The following is a 26,974-nucleotide window of genomic DNA, read 5'->3' as shown; positions in this document are numbered from 1 at the left end:
GTCAGGCGCCGCGCAGCGTCCAGGCCAGCCACAGCCAGCCGCCGATCAGCAAGGCGCCGCCGACCGGCGTGATCGCGCCGAACCAGCGCGGCGCGCCCAGCGCCATTAGATACAGCGTCCCCGCGAAGATCGCGCCACCGACGACGAACAGCCACGCCGGCCCGCGCGCCTCGAAGCGCAACGCGACCAGCGCCGCTACCGCATGGATCAATTGGTAATGGCTGCCGGTCTTGAGCCAATCGACCGCCGGGCCGCTCGCGCCATGCGCACCGAACGCGCCCGCCGCCACCGCGATCGCGCCCGACAGCGCCGCCAGTATCGCCACGATCATCGCGGATCATTCCCCCATGGCTGTTGCTCGGCGACCATCGACCGCGCCGCGCGGATATCCCCCGCCTCGATCTGGATGCGCAGCCGCTCCTTGTCGCGCGCACGATAGGCCTCTTCGGCACGATCGATCTCGGCGCCGGCGATGCCGAGGTCGCGCATCGCGACGCGCGCCATCTTCACCGCCGATTCGAGCACCTCGCGCACGACGAACACGCCCGAGGACTTCTTGAGCTTGACCAGCGCGCGCCGGTCGAACGCGCGGACGTAGATGGCGGCATCGGGAAACGCCTCGTGCACCCCCTCCAGCGTATCGGGCTCGATCTGGTCGCCATCGATGCAGAACAGGATCAGCTCCGCCTCCGCTGCGCCCGCCTGACGGAGCAGGTCGAGCCGCGTGCCGTCGCCGTAATAGACCTTGGCGCCGAATTCGCCGGCGATGTCGATCATCTCGATATCGCGGTCGATCAGCGTCACCGGGATCTTCTGCGCGAGCAGCATCTGCCCCACCGTCTGGCCGAATCGGCCATAGCCGACGATGATCGCATTGGCGCCGTCGGCCTTGGGTCCGTCGCGCGCCTGGTCCTTGGCGACCGGCTCCTCGCGGAAGCGGCGGGTGGCGCCCATCAGGAACGGCGTCGTCGCCATCGACACGGTGATGATCGCGCCGAACAGGCTCGCCGCCTCGGGCGCGACGAGCAGCCCCTGCTGCGCCTGCGCGAACAGCACGAAGCCGAATTCGCCGCCCTGGCTGAGCAGCACGCCGAGCGCCAGCGCGCTGCGCCACGTCATCCTGAAGGCGAGGCCGATCCCCATGATGACCGCGGTCTTGGTCGCGATCAGCGCCAGCGCCATGCTCGCCACGAACAGTGGCCGTTCGGAAATCGCATGCAGGTCGAGCATCATGCCGACCGCGAGGAAGAACAGGCCGAGCAGGATCGAGCGGAACGGCTCGACATCCGCCTCCAGCTCGTGCCGATAGGGGCTGTCGGCGAGCATCACGCCGGCGATGAACGCGCCCAATGCGGTCGACAGCCCCAGCGCCTCCATCACCGCCGCGCTGGCGATGACGGTGAACAGCGCGGCGAAGACGAACATCTCGCGCTCGCCGAGATTGCCGATCAGCCGGAACAGCGGCCGCAGCACGAACCGGCCGACCAGGATCAGCCCGGCCACCGCGCCCACGGTATAGAGCGCGAGCAGCCAGCCCGGCGGTCCGCCCGCATCGGCGGGGTTGCGGCTCATCGCCGCGACGATCGTGATCAGCGGCACGATCGACAAATCCTGGAACAGCAGGATCGAGAACGCCCGCTCGCCGAACGGCGTGCGCAACCGCCCCGACGATTGCAGCAGCGGCAGCACCTGCGCGGTCGACGACAGCGCCAAGGGCAGCCCGAGCGCCAGCGCCGCGGTCGGCGAGAAATGTGCGGCGCCCCAGACGACCGCGGTGATCGCCAGCCCGCACACCACCACCTGGATCAGCCCGAGCCCGAAGATCTCCTGCTTCATCCGCCACAGCCGCGTCGGGTTGAGCTCGAGCCCGACGATGAACAGCAGCAGCGTGATGCCGAGCTCGGCGACCCCGATCTTCGCCTCGGCATCGCCGACGAGGCCGAGCAGATGCGGCCCGACCACCGCGCCGGCGACGAGGAAGCCCAGCGTCGCACCCAGCCCGAGTCGCCGGAACAGCAACACGAAGCCCAGCCCGAACCCCAGCAGGATCACCCCGTCGCGCAGCATCGACGCGCCGCCGGCCGCCTCATGCATCGGCATGCGCCTCGCGCGCCGCGAACGCCGCCTCGGCCGCCGCCTCGAACGCCAGCCGGATCGACGGATGCCGCGCGGTATAATCGAGCGCCGGCGCGAACACGTCGAGCCCCGGCCAGTCCGGCATGTCGCCCTCGCGCGCCAGCCAGGCGGTCAGCGCATCGCGCGCCGCCGCCAGCTCCTCGGGCGTCTTGCCGAGGATGTCGCGCGCGAGCAGCGACGCGGACGCCTGCCCCAGCGCGCAGGCGCGCACCAGCAGCCCGACCTCGCTCACCCGGCCGTCGTCGCCGACGCCGACGTCCACCGTCACCCGGCTGCCGCAGATCGGCGAGCGTTTCTCCGCGGTGGCCTGCGCATGGTCGAGCCGCGCATGATGCGGGATCGACGCCGCGAGCCGCAGGATCTCGGCATTGTAGAGGGGCGCATTCATCGTGGACTGCTCGCATTGTCGGAGGCATCGGACCGGAGGCTCTGGCGCGCGCCGAACACCGGCAGGCCGCGCCGTCGCCGGTCGACGAAATCGGCGATCCCCGCGCTGGTCGCGTTGAGGAGGTTGTAGCAGCGCGACTGCGTCATCCAGTCGGGCCGCTGCGCCGGGCCGCCGCGCGCGGTATCGACCAGCAGCGCCGCGACGAGGAAACCGAGGCTGGCGATGATCAGCCCCTTGAGCGCGCCGAAGCCGAAGCCGAGTGCGCGGTCGACGGGGCCGAGGATCGACTGCCGCGTCCGCTTGCCGATCGCATTGGCGACGAGCTTGCCGCCGACATAGGTGCCGCCGGCGATCACCACGAACGCCGCCACCGCCGCGCCCGACGCGGTGCCGATCGTGCCGGCGAGCTTGGCGGCGAGCGCGACATGGAACAGCTTGAGCATCGCGACGATCGCCACCCAGGCGAACAGCGACAGCACTTCGGTGACGAAGCCACGCTTGAGCCCGAGCAGCGCCGCGCCCAGCACGGCGACGAGTACGATGATGTCGAGAGCGGTCAGCGCCATGCCCAAGGGAATAGGGATGCGCGGGCGGGGGCGCTAGTCCTTGGTGGTCGTGGACCGCCCTTCCCCCTTGCTGTCAGCCCGCCCCCGACTTCGTCATCCCGGCGAAAAGACAAGTTCAGGATCGATCGACATTCAGGGTCCAGCAGAATTCTTCCCCCGCCAGGGCAGGGCTGTCGCATATGGCTGCGGTGATGAGGCTCGATCGGTTTCCTGATAAGATTCGTCACCCCGGACTTGTTCCGGGGTCCACCGGGCCGCGAGAGAATGGTTCCGGATCAAGCCTTTCTCCTCGCCGCAGGGTGGACCCCGGAACAAGTCCGGGGTGACGGGGTGGGCTTGGACGACGACAGGTTCGCACGAGCGTCCATATGCGATAGCCCTGCTCTGGCGGGAGGAATTCGCTAGACTCCTGAATGTCGATTGGCTTGAGGACGAAGCCCCCCCGATCACCGCCCCAGCATATGATCCACGAACTCGCCCAGCGTCCGGAATCCCGTCATCCGCAGCGTGCTCTCCTCCTTCGCCACCGCCGCCGGCACCAGCGCGCGCTCGAACCCCAGCTTGCCCGCCTCCTTCAGCCGCAGCGCGCCATGCGCCACCGGCCGGATCTCGCCCGACAGCGCGACCTCGCCGAACGCGACCGCGTCGATCGCCACCGGCCGCTCGGACAGCGCCGAGACCAGCGCCGCCGCCACCGCCATGTCCGCCGCCGGGTCCTGCACGCGATAGCCGCCGGCGATGTTGAGATAGACCTCGGCATTGGAGAAGCTCAGCCCGCAGCGCGCCTCGAGCACCGCGAGGATCATCGCCAGCCGCCCGCTGTCCCAGCCGACCACCGCGCGGCGCGGCGTCGCCCCGCTCGCCAGCCGCACCACCAGCGCCTGGATCTCGACCAGCACCGGCCGCGTCCCCTCCAGCGCGGGGAACACCGTCGTCCCCGTCACCCCCTCGTCGCGCTGCGTCAGGAACAGCGCGGAGGGATTGGACACCTCCGCCAGCCCCTCGCTCTGCATCGCGAACACGCCGATCTCGTCGGTCCCGCCGAAGCGGTTCTTGATCGCGCGCAGGATGCGATATTGGTGGCTGCGCTCGCCCTCGAAGGCGAGCACGGTGTCGACCATATGTTCGAGCACGCGCGGGCCGGCGATCGATCCGTCCTTGGTGACGTGGCCGACCAGCACCAGCGCGGTGCCGCGCTCCTTGGCGAAGCGGATCAGCTCCTGCGACGAGGCGCGCACCTGGCTCACCGTGCCGGGCGCACCCTCGATCAGGTCGGAATGCATCGTCTGGATCGAATCGATCACGAGCAAGGCCGGCGGCGGCCCCATCGACAGCGTCGTCAGGATATCGCGCGTCGAGGTCGCCGCGGCGAGCTGTACCGGCGCATGGCCGATGCCCAGCCGCCGCGCGCGCAGCCGCACCTGATCGGTCGCCTCCTCGCCCGAGACATAGGCGACGCTCTTGCCGGCGAGCGCCAGCTTGGCGGCCGCCTGCAGCAGCAGCGTCGACTTGCCGATGCCGGGATCGCCGCCGATCAGCGTCGCCGACCCTTCGACGAAGCCGCCGCCGAGCGCGCGATCGAGTTCGGCGATGCCCGTCGCCATCCGCTCGGGCAGGACGATATCGGCGTCGAGCCCGACCAGTTCGAACGATCGCCCGCCGGTGCGCAGGTCGTGCTTGGCCTGGAACGGCGTGACCACCGCGCTCGCCTCTTCGACCAGCGTGTTCCACTCGGAGCAATCGGCACATTGTCCTGCCCAGCGATGCGACACTGATCCGCACGCCTGGCACACATATCGTTTCTGCGGTTTCGCCATGCCGCGCGATATAGGCAAAGGAGAACGGGAAGGGAACAGATTTCGGGTTGCGTCGCGCGGACCGCGGTAGGGAGGAACGAGCCCAAGTCCTCACCCGCCATGGGAAGGCTATGTTATATGGACGCTCGTGCGGGCCGGTCGTCTTCCATGCTTGTTCCGTCACCCCGGACTTGTTCCGGGGTCCACCCTGCGGCGAGGAGAAAGGCTTGATTTGACACCGTTCCCCTGCGTCTCGGTGGACCCCGGAACCAGTCCGGGGTGACGCATCTGATGAGGAAACGGATCGAACCTCATCACCGCAATCATATGCGATACCCCTCCCCGCAAGGGGGAGGATTTGGGCGCGGTCATGCGGCGCACTCGAGATCACCCCGGAATCGCCAACCCCCGCTGCACTGCCGGCCGCGCCAGCCCGCGCGCGAGCCACGCCGCCACGTTCGCGAACCGCTCGAACCCGACCAGCTCGCCCGCGTCGTAGAAGCCGACCAAAGCATTCACCCAGCCGAGATGCGCGATGTCCGCCACCGAATAGTCCGCCCCCAGCAGCCAGTCCCTGCCCGCCAGCGCCGCGTCGAGCACCCCCAGCAACCGCACCACCTCGGCGACGTAGCGGTCGCGCGGCCGTTTGTCTTCGAAGTCGCGTCCGGCGAATTTGTGGAAGAAGCCGAGCTGCCCGAACATCGGGCCGACGCCGCCCATCTGGAACATCAGCCACTGGATCGCCTGCCACCGCCCGGCCGGGTCGGTGGGCAGGAACCGTCCGCTCTTCTCCGCCAGATAGAGCAGGATCGCACCGCTCTCGAACAGGCCGAACGGCGCTCCGCCCGGCCCGTCGGGATCGATGATCGCCGGTATCTTGCCATTGGGGTTGAGCGAGACGAACGCCGCCGACTTCTGCTCGTCCTGGCCGAAGTCGATCCGGTGCGCCTCGTATGGCAGCCCCGTCTCCTCCAGCATGATCGACACTTTGACGCCGTTGGGCGTCGGCAGCGAATAGAGCTGGATACGCTCGGGATGCTGCGCCGGCCAGCGCTGCGTGATCGGAAAGGCGGACAGATCGGTCATCGGCGACACCCTTGGCTGTTGAACCGCCGACATAGTCACGCCGCAATCGCGCCGCTATGGCCGGCGGCAGCATGCAACCCTCCGATCTTCGTGTCGCGCTGTTCAGCGGCAATTACAATTACACGCGCGATGGTGCCAATCAGGCGCTGAACCTGCTCGTCGCCCATCTGCTGGCGCAGGGCGTTACGGTCCGCATCTATTCGCCGACGATCGATCCGCCCGCCTTCCCGCCGACCGGCGACCTCGTCTCGGTGCCGGCGATCCCGATGCCGGGCGGCCGCGCCGAATATCTGCTCGGCCGCTATCTGCCCGCCAGGACCCGCGCCGATCTCGAAGCCTTCGCCCCCAATCTCGTCCACGTCTCCGCGCCCGACCTGCTCAACCATGGCGCGGTGAGCTGGGCGCGGCGCAACGGCATCCCCAGCCTCGCCTCCTTCCACACCCGGTTCGAGACCTATTTCCGCTATTACCGGATCGGCTTCGTCGAACCGTGGATCAAGGCGCTGATGCGGCGCTTCTACAATCGCGTCGACCGGGTGATGCCGCCGAGCCCCAGCATGGGCGCGCTGCTGCGCGAATGGGGGGTGACGACGCCGATCACGATCTGGTCGCGCGGCATCGACCACGATCGCTTCGTGCCCGAACGGCGCAGCCTCGCCTGGCGGCGCGCGCTCGGCATCGGCGACGACGAGATCGCGGTCGGCTTCCTCGGCCGGCTGGTCAAGGAAAAGGGGCTCGACGTCTTCGCGGAGGTGATCAAGGACCTCACCCGGCGCGGCGTGCCGCACAAGGTGCTGGTGATCGGCAAGGGGCCGGCGCAGGACTGGTTCGCGCAACAGGCGCCGGGCGCGATCTTCGCCGGCTTCCAGTCGGGCGACGACCTCGGCCGCGCGGTCGCGTCGATGGACGTGTTCTTCAATCCCTCGGTGACCGAAACGTTCGGCAACGTCACCACCGAGGCGATGGCCGCCGGCGTGCCGGTGGTGGCGGCGCGGGCGACGGGTGCGGTCGATCTCGTCGAGCATGGCGTGACCGGATTTCTGGTCGAGCCGACCGATATCGCCGGCTATGCGGATGCGATCGAGCGGATCGTCACCGAACCGGGGCTCAAGGCGCGAATGGGCGCGGCCGGTCTGGCGCGCGCCGCGACCTATCGCTGGGACACCGCCAACCAGACCGTGCTCGACACCTATCTGGAACTGGTCGACCGCTAAGGTTTCCCACCGCCCGGGGGATGGCAGTGAGGATCGAGCCGCTTCCACATTTTCTCCGTCACCCCGGACTGGTTCCGGGGTCCACCGGGCTGCAAGAGGATGGTCTCACCTCAAGCCGCTTTCCTCGCCGCGGGGTGGACCCCGGAACCAGTCCGGGGTGACGGGGATGGTTTGGCGAGCGACGGACTCACTTGGAGGTTCATATGCGGCGTCCCCCATGCGGGGCAGCGCTATCGCATATGGCCGTCTGAATGCTTCGGATGACAGTCCAAAACCCGCTCCGTCACCCCGGGCTCGACCCGGGGTCCCGCTTCTTCCGACACGAAGAAGCGGGATGCCGGATCAAGTCCGGCATGACGGGGATATAACGGTCATCGCAATACCCCGATCGATTACATCCGGTCCCCCTCCCCCTTGCGGGGAAGGACGCCCCTACCCCGCCCGCCAGTCGAAGGTCAGCGGCGCCTCGCGGAAGGCGAAACGGTCGAGATGGCTCGCCACCACCTCGCGCATCCGGCTCTCGTCCTCGCCCTCCGGCACGGTCAGCACCAGATCGAGGCTGTCGCTGTCCGCCTTCATCGCCAGCAGCGATCCGTTGGGAAAGGCGATACTGCCCTCCTCGGCGGTGAAGCTGACCGCCATCTTGTGGCTCCAATGCTTCGCCAGTTGCTGGAGATAGCGGCTCGCCGACCCCGTCGGCACACGCGCGACCGAGACGCTCACTTGAGCCGCTCGATCTTCTGAGCGGCGTCATCGAGGATCGCGGCGATCTCGAACAGGGCCTCGTCGTCGTCGCTACCCTTGGGGAGGCGATGCTGGATCGCGTGGCGCAGATTGCCCATCGCGCGCTGGATCGGCGCCCGCATCCAGCCGACCCGGTTGCGTTCGGTGCCCGCCTCGGCCAGCCGCGCCATCAGCATCGCGACCTGCTCTTCATGCTCGGCGAGATGCGCCTCGCCCGCCGCGGTGACGACGAAGCGCTTGCGCGCCGTCTCCAACGGCTGTTCGGCGATCATCTCCATCTCGGCGAGCATCGTCAGCGCCGGATAGACCATCCCCGGCGAGGGCGCATAGGCGCCGCCGGTCAGTTCCTCGACCGCCTTGATCAATTCATAGCCGTGGCGCGGCTCGTCGGCGATCATCCGCAGCAGCACCAGCCGCAGTTCCCCACCGTCGAACATCCGTCGCCGGCCGCCGCCGCCGCCACGTCCTTCGTGGCGAAAGCCCTCGAACCGTCCCTCGGCCTGCGCCGCCCACCGATCCCAGCCGCCGCGCGGCCCGCAGCCGCGTCCACCGCGGCCATGCATATGTCCAAACATCGTCATTCCTTCTGCTATCACGATGCACCAAAGATATATCTTGAGAAGACGAGCGCAAGAGCCTTCCAAGATATATTTTGGCTGCGGAAGGGTAGCGCCTCAGCGTCAGGTTAGCGAAGTTAGCAGGGGGGTGACGCGCCCGCCCCGCCCGCCTATCTCGGCGCGATGGCAGACCTGCTCACCGGCCTCGAACCGGAGCCGACCCCCCACCTCCCGGGCGCCGACGCCCCCCTCGCCGACCGGCTGCGCCCGCGGACGCTCGCCGACGTCGTCGGGCAGGAGCATCTCACCGGCCCCGACGGCGCGATCGGCCGGATGGTCGCGGCGGGGCGCCTGTCCTCGATGATCCTGTGGGGCCCGCCCGGCACCGGCAAGACGACGATCGCGCGGCTGCTCGCCGCCGCGGTCGACCTGCGCTTCGTCGCCATCTCCGCGGTCTTCTCGGGCGTCGCCGACCTCAAGAAGGCGTTCGCCGAGGCCCGCGAGCACGCCCGCATCGGCAAGCGCACCTTGCTGTTCGTCGACGAGATCCACCGCTTCAACCGCGCCCAGCAGGACGGCTTCCTGCCCTTCGTCGAGGACGGCACCGTCATCCTCGTCGGCGCGACCACCGAAAACCCGTCGTTCGAGCTCAACGCCGCGGTGCTCAGCCGCGCGCAGGTGCTCATCCTCCACCGCCTCGACGCCACCGCGCTCGCCAGATTGCTCGACCGTGCCGAGGCCGCCGAGGGTCGCCCGCTGCCCCTCACCCCGCCGGCACGCGACGCCTTGCTCGCCAGCGCCGACGGCGACGGCCGCTTCCTGCTCAACCAGGCGGAGACGCTTTTTTCGGTCGCGATCGACGCGCCGCTCGACCCCGCCGGCCTGTCGAGCTTCCTCCAGCGCCGCGTCGCGGTTTACGACAAGGATCGCGAGGGTCATTACAACCTCATCAGCGCGCTCCACAAAAGCATCCGCGGCTCGGACCCGCAGGCAGCGCTCTATTATCTCGCGCGGATGCTTACCGCCGGCGAAGAGCCGCTCTACCTGCTCCGCCGCCTGACCCGCGCCGCGGTCGAGGACATCGGCCTCGCCGATCCGCAGGCTTTGGTCCAATGTATCGCCGCCAAGGACACCTACGACTTCCTCGGCTCGCCCGAGGGCGAATTGGCGATCGCGCAGGCCTGCCTCTATCTCGCCACCGCCCCCAAATCGAACGCCGCCTATATGGCGCAGAAGAAGGCGTGGCGCAGCGCGAAGGAGACGGGCTCGCTGATGCCGCCCGCCAACATCCTCAACGCGCCGACCAAGTTGATGAAGCAGATCGGCTATGGCGCCAATTACGCCTATGACCACGACACCGACGACGCCTTTTCGGGCGCCAATTACTGGCCCGACGAATTGCCGCCGCAGACCTATTACGAACCGAGCGGTCGCGGCTTCGAGGCGCGGCTGCAGGAACGGCTGGCGCATTGGGACGCGCTGCGCCGGCAACGGCAAAGCCCTCTGGACTAGCCGCATCGCTTGATCCATGGAGTGCGCCGATTGCCGGTTTAGCTCAGCTGGTAGAGCAGCGGTTTTGTAAACCGAAGGTCGCGGGTTCGATTCCTGCAACCGGCACCATCGTCATCCCCGCAGGATCTGCCGTCCGAAGCGACCCGGTACGTCGCGCAACGCTCTTAGGCGGCGATCCCGACGCGCGGGATCGCCCTCCCGGCGTTATTTCCCCGCGGGCGCCGGTGCCGCCGGCGAGACCTTGATCGGCGCCACCACCGCGGCCGGAGCCGCTGGTGCGACTACCATCGCCGCTGGCGCGCCACCGGCAAAGGCGACCGGCACGTCCTCATCGATGAACCCAGTCGCTGGCGCGCCGAGCGGAATGTTGGCGCTCGTACCGGTGACGAAGAAGCCTGCGACCGGGATGACGGCGATCGCCCCGACCACGCCCACCGTTCCGGTCGTGCCCTTGTCGTCCAACTGGCCGGACATGCGGATCTGGCGACCGTTCGCCCGCACGAACAGCACGCGAGCGTTAATGCGGCCGGACTTGCCCCACATGCCCTTGTTGCGCACCTCGGTGACCTCGCCGGTCACCGGGCTGCCCGCCGGGATGACGGTCATGCCGTTGATCGCGACCGGCTCGGCGGTCTGCAACTGAAAGCGCTGCCCGACCTTGAGCTTCTTGCCGTTGGTGGTCAACGCTTCCGCCATCTTCAGCGGCACGCTGGTTCCCGCGCGCAGAACCGCCGCGTCCGGTGCGCCGGCGATGATCGGCATCGCCGTCTGCGCCGTCGCAGGCGCGCAAACAAGAAGCGCGCCCGACAGCGCGCACATCAACATCTTCATGATCACTCCCCTCGATTCGACTTTCCCCGGTCGATCAACAAATTAGAGGATGGATGCAGCACGCCGTCAAGTCGGCCGTCATTGGTATGCGAACTATATCCGTGCCATTTGCAGACGGATCATCGTCTGTCGGACGCGCCATTAACTTCTACTCAATCAACCAAAATGGTTGCATATGCTTCGATGGCGCGCTCGGCCGCGGCTTGGTGGACGACCATCGGCAAACAGGGGGGTCGCTGCGATACGGGATCGTCGCCGGAAGATCGGATTGCCGCTTGCGTCCCGCCTCGCCCCGCGCCTAAGGGAGCCACGCGTCGGGGAGTGGCGCAGTCCGGTAGCGCGCCTGCTTTGGGAGCAGGATGTCGCAGGTTCGAATCCTGTCTCCCCGACCATCCGCTTACGTGCCTTTGATTTCGCGTCTTAACGACGGCGATCAGGGACGGTTGTACCCCCAACTTTACCCCTCGCTGTACCCCTTGGGGTGGCGAAATGGGCTTTGCTAACGTGGCGCTGCGCGGCAGCCGCTATTGGTGGCGGAGGAAAATGACGGTTGCGGGCGTGCGGTTAACGCTGGCGTTACCGTTGGGCGCAATGAGCTTCGCAGACGCGCGGGTCATTGCCTTGCATCTCGGTTCTGCGACGGAAGCATTGCGCATGGGTTACGGTCAGTCGTCGTCGGGGGTGAACCCCGAGCTCAAAAAGGTGTTCAGCGACGCGCTGCGCTGGCAGTTGCAGCGTATTCTTCAGGATCAGGTCGCCAGCAGCAGCCCCGCCATCGATCATGCCAGCCTCGACTATCGCTATGCCGAGGCGTGGACCTTTCTGTCGAAGCGTGGCGTCGATGCGAAATGGTCGCTCGATGATCACGAGCGCCTGATCGACAACGGCTGGAACAGTCGCGAGGCGAAGGCCGTCGCCGATACGGTCTTCGACCTTCAAGGTGGTAGCCCCGTCTCCGGGCAGCAGATCGAAAGCTGTGTCGCTACCTTCGGGATCGCCCCGACGACCATAGCCGTCGGCCGCGGTGCGGGACTTGCCGGCGCCGCCTTGCGGGGTATCGGGGATACGCCGATCGGCAGGTCTTCGGCATGGGCCGGTTCACGCCGAGGGTGGTTTCGAGAAGCCAGCGTCAACGTCTGCCCGGTCGGCGTGAACGCCGTTTTCGCGACCGATCAAGCGTAAACTGCCGCCGCAGCCCCGATTTCGCACTTCAACCTCCAAAATCCCCGCCGACGATCGAGCCTTCGAATGGGCTCGATCCTACAGCGGCTTCAGAAGCTGGGTCGGTTCAGCCGCGATCCCGTTCGCCGCGCATCGTCGGCCAGTCGGAATAGCCGACCGAGCCGCCGCCATACCAATATTCCTTGGGTGCCTCCGCGAGCGGCGCGCCGGTGCGCAGGCGATCAACGAGGTCGGGATTGGCAATGAACGGTCGCCCCATGCTGAACAGGTCGGCATCGCCCCGCGCCAGAACCTCCTCGGCCAGCGCAAGCGTGTACTGGTTGTTCGCGATGTACGTCCCGTCGAAGCGCTTGCGCAGCGCGGCGAAATCGACGCCGTCCGCGTCACGCGTCTGCTGCGTTACGCCCTCGATGTCGTGGACATAGAGCAGCTCGCGCTGCGACAGCGCATCGACATAGGTGCCGAAGGTTTCCATCACCATGCTGTCGAGGGGCGTCTCGCCGGGCATCGTCGTCGCCGGCGACAGCCGGATGCCGACACGCCCCGCGCCCCACACGCCGATCACCGCGTCAACGACTTCAAGCGGGAAGCGCAGACGGTTCTCGATCGATCCGCCATAGCGGTCTGTGCGCTGGTTGGTGCTGTCGCGGACGAACTGTTCAAGCAGATAGTTGTTCGCCGAATGGACCTCGACCCCATCGAAGCCAGCCGCCTTGGCGTTGCTGGCGGCGCGGCGGTAGTCCTCGACGATGCCTGGAATCTCGTCGGTCTCGAGCGCGCGTGGCGTGACGTGGTCCTTCATCCCGTCCTTGGTGAACGCCTGGCCGACCGGCTTGATCGCCGACGGCGCAACCGGCAGTTCCCCACCCTGCAAGTCCGGATGGGAGATGCGCCCGGTGTGCCACAACTGAAGGAAGATCACGCCACCGCGATCATGGACAGCCTGCACGATCGGGCGCCATGCCTCGACTTGCTCATCGTTCCAGATCCCCGGTGTCAGCGCATAGCCGACCGCCTGCGGCGAGACGTTGGTCGCCTCGCTTATGATGATCCCGGCGTCAGCACGCTGCGCGTAATAGTCGGCGGCGAAAGCGGGCGGGATCCCGTCGTCGTCGGACCGGCTGCGCGTCAGCGGCGCCATGACGATGCGGTTGCGCAGCGACAAGTCGCCGATCTGGACGGGCTGCAATATGGGCGATGCGGAATGGTCAGGCATGGTCGGTGATGTCCAGCAAGCGGTAGCAGATGAGGAGCGCTGAACGGACAAGCTGCCATTACGGTCCGGAATTCGGCCGAAATTACTAATGGCTCTCTCGATCACGACACGACGCAGCTGTCGCGTCGGCGATCGTCTATCGCCCCCTATGCCACCGTGACCTGCGTTTGGTCGCTCACCGGTGGTTCATCGCCCACCAATCCCCGAAGTTCATCAGCGCCCGCAGGCCGGCCCGACCATGGCCTCTTCGGCGATCTCCGCATGCCGCCGGAACAGACTGGTACCCTGTCAGAGTGCTAGCGCGGCACCATAATGTTAGAGTTGGTACTTCGCCCATAGGCGTTACCATAAGCTGCATGAAGACAGACGGGATAGACGACAACATGCGGGCTGCAATCCGGCGCCTGACGGACGGCGAGCGGGAGTGTTTGAGGCGTTGTCTGACCCATCAGACAGCTAAGGAAATGGCGATCGATCTGGGCGTTTCTCCACACGCTGTCGAAAAGCGCCTGAAGATGGCGCGTGCCAAGCTGGGCCTGTCGTCTTCGCTCGAGGCTGCCAGGCTGGTGGCCGCGGACGACGAGTCCAACCGCCTGGTACCCGAGACGTCCGGCCTGTCCCGAGCCACTGCGATCGGGGAGGAGGTTCCCGCGGCCTTCTCTCCCCCGTCGAGCACAAGGGGGGAGCGGCGCAACTCCATCTACATCACTCCGGGAGCGATCCTTATGATCTTAGTCGCGGCAGCCGCCCTTCTCGTCTGGCTTCAAGCATCTGGCCATGCCGGCCAACAGGCACTTCAGCCCGGTGCCGGCGATGCGCCGTCTGCAGTATCAACAACCGCAGCGCCGCTACCAGGCACTGAAGATGCGCTCCGGCAGCTTGTCGCCGGTCTCGCGAGTGGCTCACCGAATTACGAGAAACTGTCGCCGGAATTCGCCGCGATTGTTCGCCGAGATCTTCCCATGACACGCCCCATGTTCCAGGCTCTCGGCGAGCTGAAATCTGTAACGTTTCGCTCGCGCGGCATGAAGAACGATGACGTCTACAATCTCGTTTTCACCAATGGCGAGGTCTTGATGTCGGCCGCACTCGATGCGGAGGGCAGAATGGCCGGCGGCATATTGCAACCGGGCAACCGCATTCCTTCTGCGACGACGCCATCACCGGGCACTGAGGCTGCGCTAAGACGCTTGGTCGCCGGCTTGGCAAGCGGCTCGCCGGACTACGACAGGCTTGCCCCCAAATTCGGTGATCTGGTGCGCCGAGATATGCCGATGTCACACCCCATGTTCAAATCCATGGGGGAGCTCAAGTCGATTACCTATCGGGGCAAGGGCAAGATGGGGGATGACGTTTACGATCTTGTATTTGCCAATGGTGGCGTGTTGATGTCTGCGGTTATCGACGCGAATGGCCGTATGGCCGGAGGATTTATCGCTCCACCTGGCACACCTCTTCCTTAAGCCTACGAAATTACGCAGCGGCAGCTCTCATAGATCTGACCGCTCACGCATCCGGGGCGAGGTCGCGTCTCATAAATGGGCCTCGACCTCGCTTGTTCGCTCAAGGATCGGATATCATAGGCTGCGAGATGCCCGTCACCGCCCGCGTAGCACATGCGATGACAGCAATAGCGTCGAATATCGATCGAACGCGCCAGAAGCGGGGGCGGTAGTCAGAAATACGGGTCCGCGGTCGTCCGCTGCGACACCCACCAGATGTTGCCCGCGGGGTCGCGAACCCCGCCCTGTCGATCGCCGTAGGGCATGTCATCGGAAAGACCATGATCGATCCGTATACGTCGGCAGCCTATCTGGCGTTCGCGAACGCCGTCACCGCCGCCTGAAACGCGGCGGGCTGGTCGAGCATCACGAAGTGCGCAGCGTCGCCAATGTCGATGAAGGTCACCTGTGGCGCATCGGCGTAAGCGCCCTTGTACATTGCTTCGGCCAAAGGCTTGGTCTGCCCGCCGGCGCCCCATGGATAGACCATCGTGATCGGCGCCGTAATGTCCTTCATGACGGGACGAAGGTCGGTGGTCAGATCCTCGTACATCGCCTGTCCAGACACACGTGGGTCGGCGGCCTTGGCCCAGGCGGCAACCTTGGCGCGCGATTCCGGCTTGGCGGCGAGCCGGTCGGCGATCGCGGCCGCCGCCGCCTCGTTCACAGGCTTGCCGTAGCTCGCGACCTGCGCTTCGCGCATGGCGCGCGCCTGCGGCTCGATCAGCGTGGTGGTCGCGGCGGGGGAGTAGAGCGTGCCGATGAACGGCAGCGAATCGACGATCATCAGCTTGCCCGCGTCGGTCGGATGCGCTTTGGCCAGCATCAGCGCGGCGAGCCCGCCCATCGAGTGCCCGACCACTGCGGCGCCGGCGATCTTCTCCTTGGCGATGAAGGCGTGGAGGTCGGCGACGATTCCGTCGAGCACTCCCGGTGTCAGGTTCGCGCCCGGCGCGTCGCCACCGAAGCCGTTGACTTGGACGACGAAGACGCGGTGGCTCTTCGCGAGCCCCGGCACGACGCCGTCCCATACGGCGCGTGGGGAGGACAGCCCCGGGATCAGGATCACCGGGCTGCCCCCGCCGGTGGCTACGATGGAGATGTGGTCCATCCGGACCTCGGACAATCGAGCGGGTGCAGCGGGCGAGGCATGGCTTGGCGATGGCTGGAGGACGACGCCGAGCGTGAAGGCGACGGCGGCAAGGCGAAGGCCGAATATGCGGTTCATGGATTTACTCCTTCGACGGACTGATGAAGATGGTTTCGATGGGAAACGCGAAGAGTTCGGCGATGCGGAAGGCGAGCGGGAGCGAGGGGTCGTAGCGCCCGGTCTCGATCGCGTTGACGCTCTGCCGACTGACCTCAGGCATTACGAAGCTCCTTCGAATCGCTGTGAAGGACGCTTTACATGGCAAGCATGCTTTACGTCAAGCGTGCTTGACGAACCTTGCGAACGAAGAGACCGTATCTGGTCAGATACTAAGCTCGCTCGTATGCATCGCCATCGCCCAACGGAGAAGACGCCATGCCGCTCGCTCTCGCCCTCCTGCTCGCCACACCACAGTCGATGGCCATGCCGATGCAGACCACACCCTGTACCGGGGGTCCCACAGCGTTGCCGGCAGGTATGGGAGGATGGGCGCAAGCGCAGCCAGCAAAAGCGGCCGCACGTGGCGAGGCAGCACCGGCGCTGACGCTCGGCACTGGTATAACCGCGACGCTGCTGCCGATGTCGAAAATTACTTTTGCCATTCGTCCGGAGAAGCCCGGTGACTCGACTAGTAACGGCGGGATCTTTGCGTTCGTGGTGCCGACCGCCGGTCGCTACCGCATAGCCCTCGGGGCCGCTGCCTGGATCGACGTTCTGCGCGGGATCACGCCGGCCACATCGGTTGCCCATGGCCATGGTCCTGCCTGCTCGACAGTTCGCAAGATGGTCGACTTCGATCTGCAACCAGGACGGTATCTGTTGCAGGTTGCTGGAAGTGATGCGGCGTCGTTGCGGCTGATGGTGTCGCGCCTTTCCTAAGCGTTGTCACACTGTCGCGAAGCGGCCTGAGCGCACGTATCACGCCTGTTTCTTGAATTGGATCGTGAATCGTGTCTGCCCTGGCTGCGAGTCCAGAACGACCCTCCCGCCGTGGATTTCCGCGACGCGCTGCACGATCGCCAATCCGAGTCCGGCGCCTACCGCCGAGCTGCGATCACGTCGCCAAAATCGCCGAAAGACTTCATCCTGTTCGGCCTGCGGAATACCGGGACCGTCGTCGGTGACGGAGAGGCTGGTGGGACCAAGACGGACATCGATCCGCGTGCCCGCAGGCGTATGCTTGACCGCATTTTCGAGCAGCGCCCCCAGGGCGCGGGCGATGAATTGCGGTTGCGCGAGGATGACGACCGGCTCGTCGGCATCGTGCAACGCGATCGACTTGCCGCCGCGAAAAACCAAAGGTGCAATCCCGGCGATGCTCTCCCGTGCGAGTTGCGACAGGTCGACCCTTTCCAGCGGCAGTGTATCGACCGAGTCCATCTCGGCGATATCGAGCAGATAGCCGACGGTCCGTGTCAGCGAGTCGAGATCGCCGATCAATGCATCGCGCAGCGCCGCATCGGCGATTTCACCGGCGCGGACGCGCGCGACGGTGATCGGCGTGCGCAGCTCATGCGCAGCGTCGGCGGTGAAATCGCGCTGCATCCGCAGGCTGTCGGTCAGGCGGTCGAGCGCAACGTTGACCGCCTCGGCGAGCGGGCGGACCTCGAGCGGGAGGCGAGGATCGGTCAGCCGCACGTCGAGCCGCGTCGGCGCGATGGTGCGAACCAGTGCCGAGGCGCGGCGTACCGGGCGCAGTGCCTGCCGCACGATCAGCGCGTCGATCGCGAGCAGGATCAGCAGCAGCGGCAGCACGATCAGCACGCCATAGAACAGGAACTGTCGCACGATATCATCGACGATATTGGCGGGATGGTCGAGATTTTGCGTCGCTACCAGCCACATCGACCGCCCCCTCACGACGACCGGTACGCTCAACCCCGAATAGACGCTGTGACGCGAGCGACGGGAGAAATAGGCGGCCTCCGCCTCGCGCGGTATGTGGCGGAACATGATCGGCGGCGCGGGGGACGAGGCCAGCAGCGCGCGGCCGCTACGATCGACCACGACATAGCCCATCCCCGCCGCCGTGCCGGGCGCGATCGCATCGCGCGGTATCGCGATGCCCGGCCTGCCGGTGCCGTCGATAACGAGCGCGCGCTGCACCGCCAGCGCCTGGGAGCGCAACGTCTGCCGTTCGAGATGGTCCGCGGTGGCTTCGAGAAACAGGTAGACGCCGAGCGATACGGCGAGCGCGGTGACGATCACCGCCACCCCGTGCCACAACAGGATGCGCGACAGCAGCGAGCGGGGGCCGACGATCCTCACGCCGATGCGACCAGCATATAGCCAACTCCGCGGACCGTGACGATCTGCGCGCTCGCCGCCGCCTCGGCCAATCGGCGGCGCAGGCGGTGGACATACACCTCAAGCGCGTTCGAGCCGAGTTCGTCGCCCATGCCGAACAATTGCGCTTCGAGCTGGCTCTTGGCGACGACGCGGTCGTGGCGGTGAATGAGCGCTTCCAGTACGCTGAGCTCGCGCGCCGACAGCACCGTCACGACGCCGGCGATGCGGACGTCGCGTGATGCCGGGTCGAAAACGATATTGCCGCAGACGATCTCGCGATGCGCGACCATCCCGCTCCGCCGCAGCAGCGCCTGGACGCGTGCGACCAGTTCCTCCGGCGCGAACGGCTTGACGAGATAGTCATCGCCACCGGCATCGAAGCCGGACACGCGGTCGGCGACGCTGCCGCGTGCGGTCAGCAGGAGGACCGGGGTCGGATCGTCGCGCATCCGCATCGCCCGCGCCACCTCGCGCCCGTCGCGATCGGGCAGACCGATGTCGAGGATGACCGCGGCATAATGACCGACATCGAGCATCAGCAGGCCGTCCTCCGCGGTGCCGGCATGATCGAGTGCGAGCCCCGCGCCTTCAAACACGCGGCGCAGCATCCGCACCAGATCGGCACTGTCTTCGATGATCAACAAGCGCATCGTTGCTCCGGCTAGCCCAGTTGCCCCGCCCTGTCTTCGTCGGCGCGACGTAAGGTTCACGTAATCCAGCGGATTTAGCCGATCTCCAGCACCCGCGCCGCCATCGCTGCGGCGACGGCCGATCCTTCGCTTTCGAGATGGAGTTTTCGACAATGGCGATCGCCGCCCCCCGCGCGCGTCCGATTCCGCTTGATCCAATGCCCGGCGCGCAGACCCGGCCCGCCATCCGCATCGCGCTGTTCTCGGGCAATTACAATTATGTCCGCGACGGCGCCAATCGCGCGCTCAACCGGCTTGTCGACGACCTCGAACAGCGAGGCGCACAGGTTCGCGTCTATTCACCCACCGTCCCCGATCCCGCCTTCGCGCCTAGCGGCACACTGGTCTCCGTGCCATCGATCCGTCTTCCCGGACGCGGCGACTATCGCCTCGGCCTTGGCCTGTCCTCCCGGCTGCGGAACGACATCCACAGCTTCAAACCGGACCTGATCCACGTTTCGGCGCCCGACTGGACAGGGCTCGCCGCGCAGCGCCTCGCGCGCGCACTGCACGTGCCACTCGTCGCCAGCCTGCACACCCGGTTCGAAACCTACGCCCGATTTTATGGTGCAGGCCTCGTCCGTCCGGCGATCGAACGCCATCTCCGGCGCTTCTATCGCAAGTGCGACTGTGTTCTTGTGCCGACCTACCCGATCCTTGACGAATTCGCCGCCGAAGGTCTCGGCGAGGTGGCGCGACTGTGGAGCCGCGGCGTCGACCGTCATCAGTTCGATCCCGCCCGCCGTGACCTATCGTGGCGGCGCGTCAACGATATCACCGGCGACGACTGTGCCGTCCTGTTCTTCGGCCGCCTCGTCCGGGAAAAGGGGCTGGCGGACTATGTCGAGGTCATCGACCGGCTGGCCGGTGCCGGCGTCGCGGTCAAACCGCTCGTCATCGGCGATGGACCGGAGCGCGAATGGCTGCGGCAGCGGCTGCCGGCCGCGCGACTGACCGGCCATCTTGACGGCGCCGCGCTCGGCCGCGCTGTCGCCAGCGCCGATATCTTCTTCAATCCAAGCGTCACCGAGGCGTTCGGCAACGTCACGCTGGAAGCCATGGCGAGCGGCCTACCGACCGTCAGCGTCGATGCGCCGAGCGCCGCGGCCTTGCTCGATCACGGCGGCGGTCTCCTTTATCCGGCGGGCGATCTCGATGCCGCGACCGAAGCGCTCGCCCGTCTCGTCATGTTTCCCGAGCGGCGCCGAGCGATCGGCCGGCGGGCGCGCGAGGCAAGCGCCGGCTATAGCTGGGATCGCGCCTCCGCCATGGTATGGGACGCCTATACCGAATTGCTTGCGCGCGGGGCGACGCGATGACCCGGCTGTGGTTCGGTCTCCTGCTGCTCGCGGCTTTCCCCGCCGATGCCGAAGCACAGGACGCGCCGGTGATCGCCGAGCCGATGGTCTTCGACCTCGTTCGCCCGCTCGGCGCCCGGCGCGGCGAACTGGAGGTCAACGCCTTGGCGCAGCGCAGCCTGTCCGGTCCGCATCGGACGGTCGAATGGGCGCCCGAAATCGAATATGCCTTTGCCGATAATATGGCGATCGAGCTCGAGCTGCCGTTCGAGGATCGCCGCGTCACCGACTATAAGCTCGGCCTGCAAGGGACGTTCGGCCAGTTCAATCGGGGCCGCGGCATCCACGGCGTCCAATATCTCGGCCTGTGGAACCGCGAGCATCGTCGCTTCCAGAGTTCGGTGCTGTACGTGGTCGGCAATCGGTTCGGACGCAGGACCAGCACGCTGACGATGGTCGGCATCGGCGATGTCGGCGCGGCAGGCGCCGAGACCCGCGCGTTGCTGATCAACCATACCAGTTTCTACGATATCGCCGCCGCGAGTACCGCGGGGGTCGAGGTCAACCTGAGGATCGGCCGCGCGCGTTCGACGCTGGTGATGCCGCAGCTGCAACAGGGCCTGAGCCGGCGGATTCAGCTGCAGTTCGGCCTCGGGGCGGCACGCGACGAGGACAGCGCGTGGCGGCCCCGCGCCGGGCTTCGGATGGTGCACCAGCTATGAGCATGCCTGCCGGCTATGCCGCCCGACCGGCCCGGCTTGCGATGACGCTCTGTCGTCTTGCGGCGCTCATCGGCACGGGTTGCGCGGTTCAACCTGCCTCGGCAGCGCTGCCGGGCGATGGCCGTTGCGTCGCCGGCGCGGGGCCGTTCGTCACGGTCCGGGTCGAGGGCCTCCATGGCGCCAAAGGGCGGTTGAAGCTCGAACTGTATCCGGCGGACGATGCTGATTTCCTGCGCAACGACGGCGATCTGCTCCGCGAGGATCATAAGTCGGAATCGCCGTCACGCTTGAGGCGTCGGCGAAGTCGGGCGGCGTGCAGCACGTCGGCGGTGTGATAATGCCCACCTCGTTCGGCACGGAGTGCCTGGCCCACCCGCTTGCCGTGGATCATCAGCGGCAAGCCGACGAAGGCCAGGAAGAAGAAGCCAATCATGAGCGGCGAACCGTCGAGCGCGAGCGACATCGTACAGGAACCTGTCGTCAGGACGAAGCCAACCGCCTTCCATTGCAGGTCGCGACGGGTCATGCCGCCGCCTTCACGAACGTACCAGGCGCCGGATCACCGATGATGAGGTCGCCTGCAGCAGTCACCGCCTCGCGGATGCCGGCTTGCAAACCGCCTGATGATTGGTCGTGCCATAAAACGATGTCCGCCGGGAAGTCGGCCTCTTCGGCGAGCGCCTCCACCGTATCGGCGACCTCGAAGCGAAAGCCTATCGCCGGATCACACAGACGGTTGGCCGCCGCCCGCGCCCGCCCGATGCGAGCCGGCGAGTGGTCGATCCCACGCGCCTCGATGCCCGTGAAGCCCATTGCGTGAGCGTGGCGCGCCGCCACGATAAGAAGCGTACCGCAGGCGCACTGGGCATCGACGATACGCACCGCATGGCGGCCGCGCTCCCGCAGTTCTCCGAGGGCTGCAGCGATCTGCGGCCAACGTCGGTCGGCGCAAACGGTTCGGCAGCCGGGTGCCTGGGAGGCGCGACGATACGCGCGGAAACACGTCGGCATGGTGCCGACCGTCATCTCGTGTGTCATGATCGGATCCTGTCAGGCGGCGCGAAGGAGCATATGCTCTTCGGCCGCGACGGGACCGAAGGGGATGAGCGGCACCATGGGCAGCGCGCGCAGCTCAAGGCGTGCATGATAGATGTCGCGTTCGGCATGTGCGAAACTCAGCGCCGTACTCCGGGAGACGAAACGGCCCTCCAGCTTCCTGCAATTGTCCTGCACCAGCCAGTGACCCGCCACATCTTGACCGACGTAGATGACGAGCCCGCGTTCGTCGGGCTCCGTAATGGGTTCAGACGACATGTCGCCTCGATTGCCTCTATGATCGGGCGTCCTGCGCCCGCCCGGCATAGCTACGCAGCCGCGCATAGCCATTCGAGGTCGATTTGCGGAGACGGCATAGCGCGCGCATAGCATTGCAAACGGTTCGTCGCATTCCAGCCGTCGGCTAGAGCCAGCGTGCCTTCCTGAATTGCCAGTATAGGGACACGCAGACGGTCAGAATGACGCCCAACGTCACCGGATAACCGTAGGGACTATGCAGTTCAGGCATATGCTCGAAGTTCATGCCATAGATGCCGGCGATGGCGGTCGGCACCGCGAGAATTGCCGCCCACGCGGCGAGCTGGCGCGTAATCGTGCCGGTGCGCTGTTGCTCGATCAGGTTGCTGAACTCGAACACCGACGTCAGGACTTCGCGCAAGCCGCTGGCCATCGCTTCGACCCGGCGGACATGGTCAAGCACATCGCGGAAATAATGGCGCGCTTCCTCATCGATGCACGGCAGGTCGTTCTTGGCGAGCTTGCGGGCGACCTCCTCCATCGGCACCAGGATACGGTCGAAGCGCATCAGCTCGCGCCGCAGCGCGAAAATGCGCGCGATCTCGGCGCGGTCGAGGAACGTGTCGAGCATCCGCTGCTCCATCGCGGCGACCTCGTCTTCGAGCGCCGTCACCAACGGCAGATAGCCGTCGACGATGAAATCGAGGATCGCGTGCAGAACGTAATCGCAGCCCTGGCCGAGCAGATCGGGCGATGCTTCCAGATGTGCTCGCAGCGGCTTGTGCGAGCGGACCGAGCCCTGCCGCACGGTGATGATGTGGCTATGCCCCAAAAAGACGGCGGTCTGGCCATAGACGATATGTCCGCCGTTGAGATAGGCCGTGCGGCCGATGGCGAAGAGCTGGTCGCCGTAGACGTCGACCTTGGGCAGCTGCCCGTCCTTCAGCGAATCCTCCACCGCAAGAGGATGGAGACCGTAGAGCTGCCGGAGATGATCCACCTCCTGCGCGCACGGATCGGTCAGCCCGATCCAGACGAACTCAGACCGATCGATTGGGCAGTCGACGCGCTCGTCGATGGCGATCTCGCGTACCCGGCGGCCATGCCGGTATAGATAGGCAGCAATGACAGGCATTGATGTCGTTTAACGCCGCGGCCGGATGGTGACAGCGCTTTGATGTCGCGGGCAACCCGTCCCTTCGCTGGCGTGCCGGCCGGCCGATGCCTGCCGTGAAGCCGCCGCGTGCCGCGTCTTCATCGCCAAGGCACCATATCGCGTATCGTAGGCGCGCCCGGCTGGTGTGATCGGCGCTATCAGTCTCGAGCGGAAGCTGGGATATGGCGCGCGTCCTGCTAAACCCGCTGACCGATCTCCACGCCTGGACAGCGCCCTGCCGTGGATGACGAGCAGCAATCCGAGACACCCCAACACGAACGTGGCGAGACCGCAGAGGCGGTGGCCCATGTCACGCATTGCCGGCATATCTGTTGGACCGCTGCACGCTTGGCAGGCTGAGACGCCCCTCAAGCCGGCGAGGATGGGCCGATGACGACGCGATCGAAATGGCCTGACGCTGCCGCGGCTGGTCGCGCGCGTAATGCTGGGCCGCTTGTCTTGTGGGAAAACGTCCGACCAGCCGCCTATCGCCGCCTCGCACCGTCCAGTCGCCGTCGGCATCCATATCGACGACCAGCATCTCGACATCCGACCTGTCCATCGCAGTTGCAAACTCCGGTTGAAGATACGATTGCGTTATGGCTTGAGGCCGGTGCTGCCACCGCTGGCTCACCTCGATTGCATCGAAGAGATGACGACCGAGAACGGTCATGGCGCTGCCCGCACTCGCACCCAAAAAGCCGGCCGTGGCCAGGCCGTAGGCGAGCGCTCCTGCCGATCGAGGCCGGATGTGCATGGCTGTGAGATGCGCGATCGCAACGTAGGCGATGCAACAGAGAAGTGCGCCGACAGCACGGAGACCAAGATCGACGGGTTGCTGACTATGTGGAGCAGGCATGCCACAATCCTTGTTGTGGCAGTTCAGCTATCGCGCGCGACGTAGCATCTCGAGAGTGATTTTAAATTTCTTCATAGTGCCGGCATAGCAATTGCTGTCTCGCTTGCGCTTCGAGCGGCCATTCAGCACGACGTACCCGGCCGGCCGTCGATAGCATTCCGAAATATTCTTGCACATTTACGGCATCCACCGACCTCATTGGCGCATAGATCGACGGCAGGCATCGATGATAGCGGTATTCGGCAGGCCATAGCCGTTCAGACCCAGAAGCGGTCGTTCCGCGTACGCTGCACGCCTCCGTATTTCTGCCATTCGTTCATGTCTGAGTTGCAAAGGCATGCACGGCCACGTTGGCGTTTGTCTACGATTGGGAGCGAACCACCTGGTTCGCTTCCAAACATTCGTTCGATGACAGAGGACGGCGCTTATCGATAGAGGAGCAGTGTGGATGCGGCCAATCCCGTATCAGACAGTAAGCGCATTCTTTGGGCATTTTACGCAGCTAGACAGCCTGGACAAATTTGGGCCAGTATCTGGCGGTGGCGAGTTGGACCATGCCGAGGAAGCTGCTGGCCAGTTGGTAGTAGCGTGTGGCGATGGCGCGATTGATCTTGAGGTGGCCGACCATGCGCTCAATGCGGTTGCGCTGCTTGTAGAGGTTCCGGTGATACTCGATCTGCACCCGGCGGTTTGAGCGACCGGGGATGACAGGAGCGATACTGCGTTTCGCAGGGTCGGCACGGATCGCGTCGGCATCATAGCCCTTGTCGGCAAGCAAGGCATCAGGCGTGCGCTCAGTTAGGTCGATCAGGACATCATACGCCTTGCAGTCGGCCGCCTCGCCGCCCGTCAGATGGAAGGCCATTGGTCGCCTGAGGGCATCAGCCAGGCAGTGAAGCTAACTGGTGAACCCGCCCCGCGAGCGGCCAAGAGCGCGTCGATGAGCCCCCCTTTCCAGCCCGCTGCCGAAACCTGGGCGCGTACTATGGTGCTGTCGATGCTGTAGTGGCCGGTGTCCGACATTATCTCGGCCAACGTCGATGCCACGATCTCCCAGACCCCGGCTTCGCTCCATCGCCGGAAGCGGCGATAGATGGTGTTCCAGCTTCCGTATTTTGCCGGCACGTCGCGCCACGGCGCACCACATCCCAACCGCCAGAGTATGCCGTTGATGATCGAACGGTTCTGTTCCGGGGGGCCTGCCTCGACCCCGATTCCTGCGCTTGATCGGCAGCAAGTCCTTTAGAATGCGCCATTCCGCGTCGGTAAGATCGCCCCGGCTCAAGCCTGACTCCAAAAGATAGCTTTGAGTCAGCCAGTGGGCACGACGTCAATCATCTATGAAACGGAGGCTGATTATGGTGTGCCTTGCCATTTCGCAGTAGGCTGCGCTGTATGAGGAAGCTGAACCAACGAGACTGGCTCGCGCTATCTGTCCTGGCAGGGGCGAGCATCCTCGTAGCATATCTCCGCGGTAGAAATGCAGATTGGGTTACCGGTTTGATTGCTGGAGGGCTGATGCTCGCCTTCTCCGTATGGATATGGCGGCGACAAATTATCAAGCATCCAAACACACATGGAAAGTGCGGCTTTAGCCGCCAATTTGTCCACGCCGCCTAGAGTTGATGGATACCAGATGTCGCAGACGTTGCCCTCACGGTCGCACGCACTGTTCGACACGGTGGTTGTCGTCGCCCATGGACCATCCGCGGCGTAGCGCCGCTCAATCGGCCCGTTCGGCTGGTACGTCGCCGCTGTGACCGGCTGGATCATGGCCACCGCAATCAACGCACCTATCAATGACCAACGCATTGTCCCGTCTCCTTGTCAGGGAGTTATCCTCTCAGCCAGCCTCTCCGGGCCGTTCCTATTGTTTCGTGAGCCAGCCGTGCGCGCCGAGCCAGCCGAGCAGCGCCTGGTTCCAGCCGACGCTGGTCGTGCCGGCCTTGCCGTCGAAGCCGAAGCCGTGGCCGCCATGTTCGTAGACGTGCAACTCGACCGGGCGTCCGGCACGGCGCCAGCTGTCGGGCAGGCCGTAACCCTGCTTGCCGAAAAGCTCGTCGTCGCTCGCCACCGCAACGAACAGCGGCGGTGCGTTCGGGGATACGGTGGTCGGCGCCATGGAGGGATAGACGACGGCGAACAGGTCCGGAGCCGTCCCGGGGGCAGCGGCCCTTACCAGATCCACGCCCATGATCGCTCCCGCCGAAAAGCCAACATACGCGACGCGCTTGGGGTCGATGCCCCATTGCGCGGCGCGGGTTCGCACCAGTCGCATCGCCGCCTGTGCATCGGCGAGTGCCGGCGCGGGCGCGGGGATGTCCGCCCCCCCTTTCGCGCCCGCCATAGCGGCGGCCGCGAAACGGGCGAGTGCCGCCTGCTTGAACGCCTCCATCGCCGCGGGCGTGGGATCCAGCCGATATTTGAGGACGAAAGCGGCAATACCGTGATCCGCGAACCAGCGCGCGGGCTTCATCGCTTCCGCTTCCATCGACTCCATCACGAAGCCGCCACCAGGCGCGATAACGACCGCGGCGCCCGTCGCCTTGTCCTTGGCGGGCAGAACGGGCAGCAGCGTCGCGGTCGACACGTTGCGCACGGTCGGACGGCCGGCGAGCGTGAACCAGCTTTCCGCCGGCATGCCGGGCACCCCGCCGGTGCCGAGCGGAATAGCGCCGGACTGCGCCGGTGTCGCCATCGGCGCGACCGGAATGCCCTGCGCAGAGGCGGACATCGGACAAACGAGCGCGACCAAAGCGCTGACGATGCGGTTACACAACATCGGATA

29 protein-coding genes, 2 tRNA genes and 1 pseudogene are annotated in these 26,974 nt (G+C 66.0%); 9 read left to right on the top strand and 23 right to left on the bottom strand.

Annotated elements, in window-relative coordinates; genetic code table 11:
• Nucleotide 1 precedes the first annotated feature (1 nt).
• The 6 genes from AC07U4_RS00985 to AC07U4_RS00960 all read right to left on the bottom strand — a co-directional run bounded on the left by AC07U4_RS00985 (nt 2) and on the right by AC07U4_RS00960 (nt 5,972).
• Nucleotides 2-331, bottom strand: coding sequence for a DUF423 domain-containing protein (locus AC07U4_RS00985; protein ID WP_495180443.1), 330 nt, complete (start codon nt 329-331; stop codon nt 2-4).
• A complete protein-coding gene (locus AC07U4_RS00980; RefSeq protein WP_038666208.1) occupies nt 328-2,094 on the bottom strand; it encodes a cation:proton antiporter domain-containing protein in 1,767 nt (588 codons plus the stop codon). The genes AC07U4_RS00985 and AC07U4_RS00980 overlap by 4 nt, the downstream gene beginning before the upstream one ends.
• The gene (locus tag AC07U4_RS00975; protein ID WP_038658722.1) at nt 2,087-2,524 is read right to left on the bottom strand and encodes an iron-sulfur cluster assembly scaffold protein; all 438 of its coding nucleotides are present in this window, start codon (nt 2,522-2,524) and stop codon (nt 2,087-2,089) included. The genes AC07U4_RS00980 and AC07U4_RS00975 overlap by 8 nt, the downstream gene beginning before the upstream one ends.
• Complete coding sequence (locus AC07U4_RS00970) at nt 2,521-3,090, bottom strand: CvpA family protein (RefSeq protein ID WP_495194120.1); 570 nt, start codon at nt 3,088-3,090, stop codon at nt 2,521-2,523. Before AC07U4_RS00970 ends, AC07U4_RS00975 begins: the two co-directional genes overlap by 4 nt.
• Nucleotides 3,091-3,536: 446 nt before the next feature.
• Nucleotides 3,537-4,907 carry a DNA repair protein RadA gene (gene radA / locus AC07U4_RS00965; RefSeq protein ID WP_038658717.1) on the bottom strand — a complete coding sequence of 457 codons (1,371 nt, stop codon included), beginning with the start codon at nt 4,905-4,907 and terminating at the stop codon, nt 3,537-3,539.
• A gap of 366 nt (nt 4,908-5,273) precedes the next feature.
• A complete protein-coding gene (locus AC07U4_RS00960; protein WP_495194119.1) occupies nt 5,274-5,972 on the bottom strand; it encodes a glutathione S-transferase N-terminal domain-containing protein in 699 nt (232 codons plus the stop codon).
• A 71-nt stretch (nt 5,973-6,043) separates the two neighbouring features.
• On the opposite strand from AC07U4_RS00960, the gene AC07U4_RS00955 reads away from it, so the two are divergent.
• Nucleotides 6,044-7,186, top strand: coding sequence for a glycosyltransferase family 4 protein (locus AC07U4_RS00955; RefSeq protein ID WP_495194118.1), 1,143 nt, complete (start codon nt 6,044-6,046; stop codon nt 7,184-7,186).
• Nucleotides 7,187-7,618: 432 nt separating this feature from the next.
• Here AC07U4_RS00955 and AC07U4_RS00950 read toward each other — a convergent pair whose 3' ends face one another.
• Nucleotides 7,619-7,909, bottom strand: a complete 291-nt coding sequence (locus AC07U4_RS00950; RefSeq protein ID WP_495180447.1) for a DUF2218 domain-containing protein — start codon at nt 7,907-7,909, stop codon at nt 7,619-7,621.
• The gene (locus AC07U4_RS00945; RefSeq protein WP_495194117.1) at nt 7,906-8,505 is read right to left on the bottom strand and encodes a PadR family transcriptional regulator; all 600 of its coding nucleotides are present in this window, start codon (nt 8,503-8,505) and stop codon (nt 7,906-7,908) included. The genes AC07U4_RS00950 and AC07U4_RS00945 overlap by 4 nt, the downstream gene beginning before the upstream one ends.
• A 165-nt stretch (nt 8,506-8,670) precedes the next feature.
• Here AC07U4_RS00945 and AC07U4_RS00940 point away from each other — a divergent pair, with 165 nt between their 5' ends.
• Nucleotides 8,671-9,999, top strand: a complete 1,329-nt coding sequence (locus AC07U4_RS00940) for a replication-associated recombination protein A (protein ID WP_495194116.1) — start codon at nt 8,671-8,673, stop codon at nt 9,997-9,999.
• A gap of 32 nt (nt 10,000-10,031) precedes the next feature.
• Nucleotides 10,032-10,107, top strand: a tRNA-Thr gene (locus AC07U4_RS00935).
• 96 nt (nt 10,108-10,203) lie between these two features.
• Here AC07U4_RS00935 and AC07U4_RS00930 read toward each other — a convergent pair.
• Nucleotides 10,204-10,830: a hypothetical protein gene (locus tag AC07U4_RS00930; RefSeq protein WP_495194115.1), complete on the bottom strand. Its 627-nt coding sequence runs from the start codon at nt 10,828-10,830 to the stop codon at nt 10,204-10,206.
• Nucleotides 10,831-11,145: 315 nt separating this feature from the next.
• Here AC07U4_RS00930 and AC07U4_RS00925 point away from each other — a divergent pair.
• Both AC07U4_RS00925 and AC07U4_RS00920 read left to right on the top strand, forming a co-directional pair.
• Nucleotides 11,146-11,222, top strand: a tRNA-Pro gene (locus AC07U4_RS00925).
• A 97-nt stretch (nt 11,223-11,319) separates the two neighbouring features.
• Nucleotides 11,320-12,012, top strand: a complete 693-nt coding sequence (locus AC07U4_RS00920; protein ID WP_495194114.1) for a hypothetical protein — start codon at nt 11,320-11,322, stop codon at nt 12,010-12,012.
• A gap of 106 nt (nt 12,013-12,118) precedes the next feature.
• On the opposite strand, the gene AC07U4_RS00915 is transcribed toward AC07U4_RS00920, so the two are convergent.
• Entirely contained in the window at nt 12,119-13,228 is a 1,110-nt protein-coding gene (locus tag AC07U4_RS00915; protein ID WP_495194113.1) for an alkene reductase, read from the bottom strand.
• Nucleotides 13,229-13,584: 356 nt separating this feature from the next.
• Between AC07U4_RS00915 and AC07U4_RS00910 the strand changes: the two genes are divergently transcribed.
• The gene (locus AC07U4_RS00910) at nt 13,585-14,691 is read left to right on the top strand and encodes a helix-turn-helix transcriptional regulator (protein ID WP_495194112.1); all 1,107 of its coding nucleotides are present in this window, start codon (nt 13,585-13,587) and stop codon (nt 14,689-14,691) included.
• A gap of 346 nt (nt 14,692-15,037) precedes the next feature.
• On the opposite strand, the gene AC07U4_RS00905 is transcribed toward AC07U4_RS00910, so the two are convergent.
• A complete protein-coding gene (locus tag AC07U4_RS00905) occupies nt 15,038-15,958 on the bottom strand; it encodes an alpha/beta fold hydrolase (protein ID WP_495194111.1) in 921 nt (306 codons plus the stop codon).
• Between the two features lie 4 nt (nt 15,959-15,962).
• Nucleotides 15,963-16,094, bottom strand: a pseudogene (locus tag AC07U4_RS00900) (helix-turn-helix transcriptional regulator); the annotation flags it as partial.
• 161 nt (nt 16,095-16,255) lie between these two features.
• On the opposite strand from AC07U4_RS00900, the gene AC07U4_RS00895 reads away from it, so the two are divergent.
• Nucleotides 16,256-16,759 carry a homogentisate 1,2-dioxygenase gene (locus AC07U4_RS00895; protein ID WP_495194110.1) on the top strand — a complete coding sequence of 168 codons (504 nt, stop codon included), beginning with the start codon at nt 16,256-16,258 and terminating at the stop codon, nt 16,757-16,759.
• Nucleotides 16,760-16,798: 39 nt separating this feature from the next.
• On the opposite strand, the gene AC07U4_RS00890 is transcribed toward AC07U4_RS00895, so the two are convergent.
• Together AC07U4_RS00890 and AC07U4_RS00885 are read right to left on the bottom strand one after the other, a co-directional pair.
• Nucleotides 16,799-18,148, bottom strand: coding sequence for a sensor histidine kinase (locus AC07U4_RS00890; RefSeq protein WP_495194109.1), 1,350 nt, complete (start codon nt 18,146-18,148; stop codon nt 16,799-16,801).
• Nucleotides 18,145-18,819 (bottom strand): response regulator, encoded by a 675-nt coding sequence (locus AC07U4_RS00885; RefSeq protein WP_495194108.1) that lies wholly within the window; start codon nt 18,817-18,819, stop codon nt 18,145-18,147. The genes AC07U4_RS00890 and AC07U4_RS00885 overlap by 4 nt, the downstream gene beginning before the upstream one ends.
• A gap of 152 nt (nt 18,820-18,971) precedes the next feature.
• Between AC07U4_RS00885 and AC07U4_RS00880 the strand changes: the two genes are divergently transcribed.
• Nucleotides 18,972-20,177: a glycosyltransferase family 4 protein gene (locus AC07U4_RS00880; RefSeq protein WP_495194107.1), complete on the top strand. Its 1,206-nt coding sequence runs from the start codon at nt 18,972-18,974 to the stop codon at nt 20,175-20,177.
• Complete coding sequence (locus AC07U4_RS00875; RefSeq protein WP_495194106.1) at nt 20,174-20,878, top strand: hypothetical protein; 705 nt, start codon at nt 20,174-20,176, stop codon at nt 20,876-20,878. Before AC07U4_RS00880 ends, AC07U4_RS00875 begins: the two co-directional genes overlap by 4 nt.
• A 262-nt stretch (nt 20,879-21,140) precedes the next feature.
• Here the strand turns inward: AC07U4_RS00875 and AC07U4_RS00870 are convergent, their stop codons facing one another.
• From AC07U4_RS00870 to AC07U4_RS00830, 9 genes are all read right to left on the bottom strand, one after another.
• Nucleotides 21,141-21,404, bottom strand: coding sequence for a hypothetical protein (locus AC07U4_RS00870; protein ID WP_495194105.1), 264 nt, complete (start codon nt 21,402-21,404; stop codon nt 21,141-21,143).
• Entirely contained in the window at nt 21,401-21,916 is a 516-nt protein-coding gene (locus AC07U4_RS00865) for an SAM-dependent methyltransferase (RefSeq protein WP_495194104.1), read from the bottom strand. The genes AC07U4_RS00870 and AC07U4_RS00865 overlap by 4 nt, the downstream gene beginning before the upstream one ends.
• A gap of 12 nt (nt 21,917-21,928) precedes the next feature.
• The gene (locus tag AC07U4_RS00860; protein ID WP_495194103.1) at nt 21,929-22,192 is read right to left on the bottom strand and encodes a hypothetical protein; all 264 of its coding nucleotides are present in this window, start codon (nt 22,190-22,192) and stop codon (nt 21,929-21,931) included.
• Between the two features lie 145 nt (nt 22,193-22,337).
• On the bottom strand, nt 22,338-23,306 hold the full coding sequence (locus AC07U4_RS00855) for a magnesium and cobalt transport protein CorA (protein WP_495194102.1): 969 nt from the start codon (nt 23,304-23,306) through the stop codon (nt 22,338-22,340).
• Between the two features lie 331 nt (nt 23,307-23,637).
• Nucleotides 23,638-24,186 (bottom strand): DUF2188 domain-containing protein, encoded by a 549-nt coding sequence (locus AC07U4_RS00850; RefSeq protein WP_495194101.1) that lies wholly within the window; start codon nt 24,184-24,186, stop codon nt 23,638-23,640.
• A gap of 502 nt (nt 24,187-24,688) precedes the next feature.
• Nucleotides 24,689-25,075 carry an IS5 family transposase gene (locus AC07U4_RS00845; protein WP_495194988.1) on the bottom strand — a complete coding sequence of 129 codons (387 nt, stop codon included), beginning with the start codon at nt 25,073-25,075 and terminating at the stop codon, nt 24,689-24,691.
• A complete protein-coding gene (locus AC07U4_RS00840) occupies nt 25,036-25,338 on the bottom strand; it encodes a transposase (protein WP_495194100.1) in 303 nt (100 codons plus the stop codon). The genes AC07U4_RS00845 and AC07U4_RS00840 overlap by 40 nt, the downstream gene beginning before the upstream one ends.
• A 276-nt stretch (nt 25,339-25,614) precedes the next feature.
• A complete protein-coding gene (locus AC07U4_RS00835; protein WP_495194099.1) occupies nt 25,615-25,998 on the bottom strand; it encodes a hypothetical protein in 384 nt (127 codons plus the stop codon).
• A gap of 55 nt (nt 25,999-26,053) precedes the next feature.
• The gene (locus AC07U4_RS00830; RefSeq protein WP_495194098.1) at nt 26,054-26,968 is read right to left on the bottom strand and encodes an alpha/beta hydrolase; all 915 of its coding nucleotides are present in this window, start codon (nt 26,966-26,968) and stop codon (nt 26,054-26,056) included.
• Between the last annotated feature and the right edge of the window lie 6 nt (nt 26,969-26,974).

Source organism: Sphingomonas sp. GW821-FHT02B09 (genome assembly GCF_059421875.1).
The sequence above is the reverse complement of the archived record's forward strand: the minus strand, read 5'-3'. Positions and strand labels throughout refer to the sequence as shown.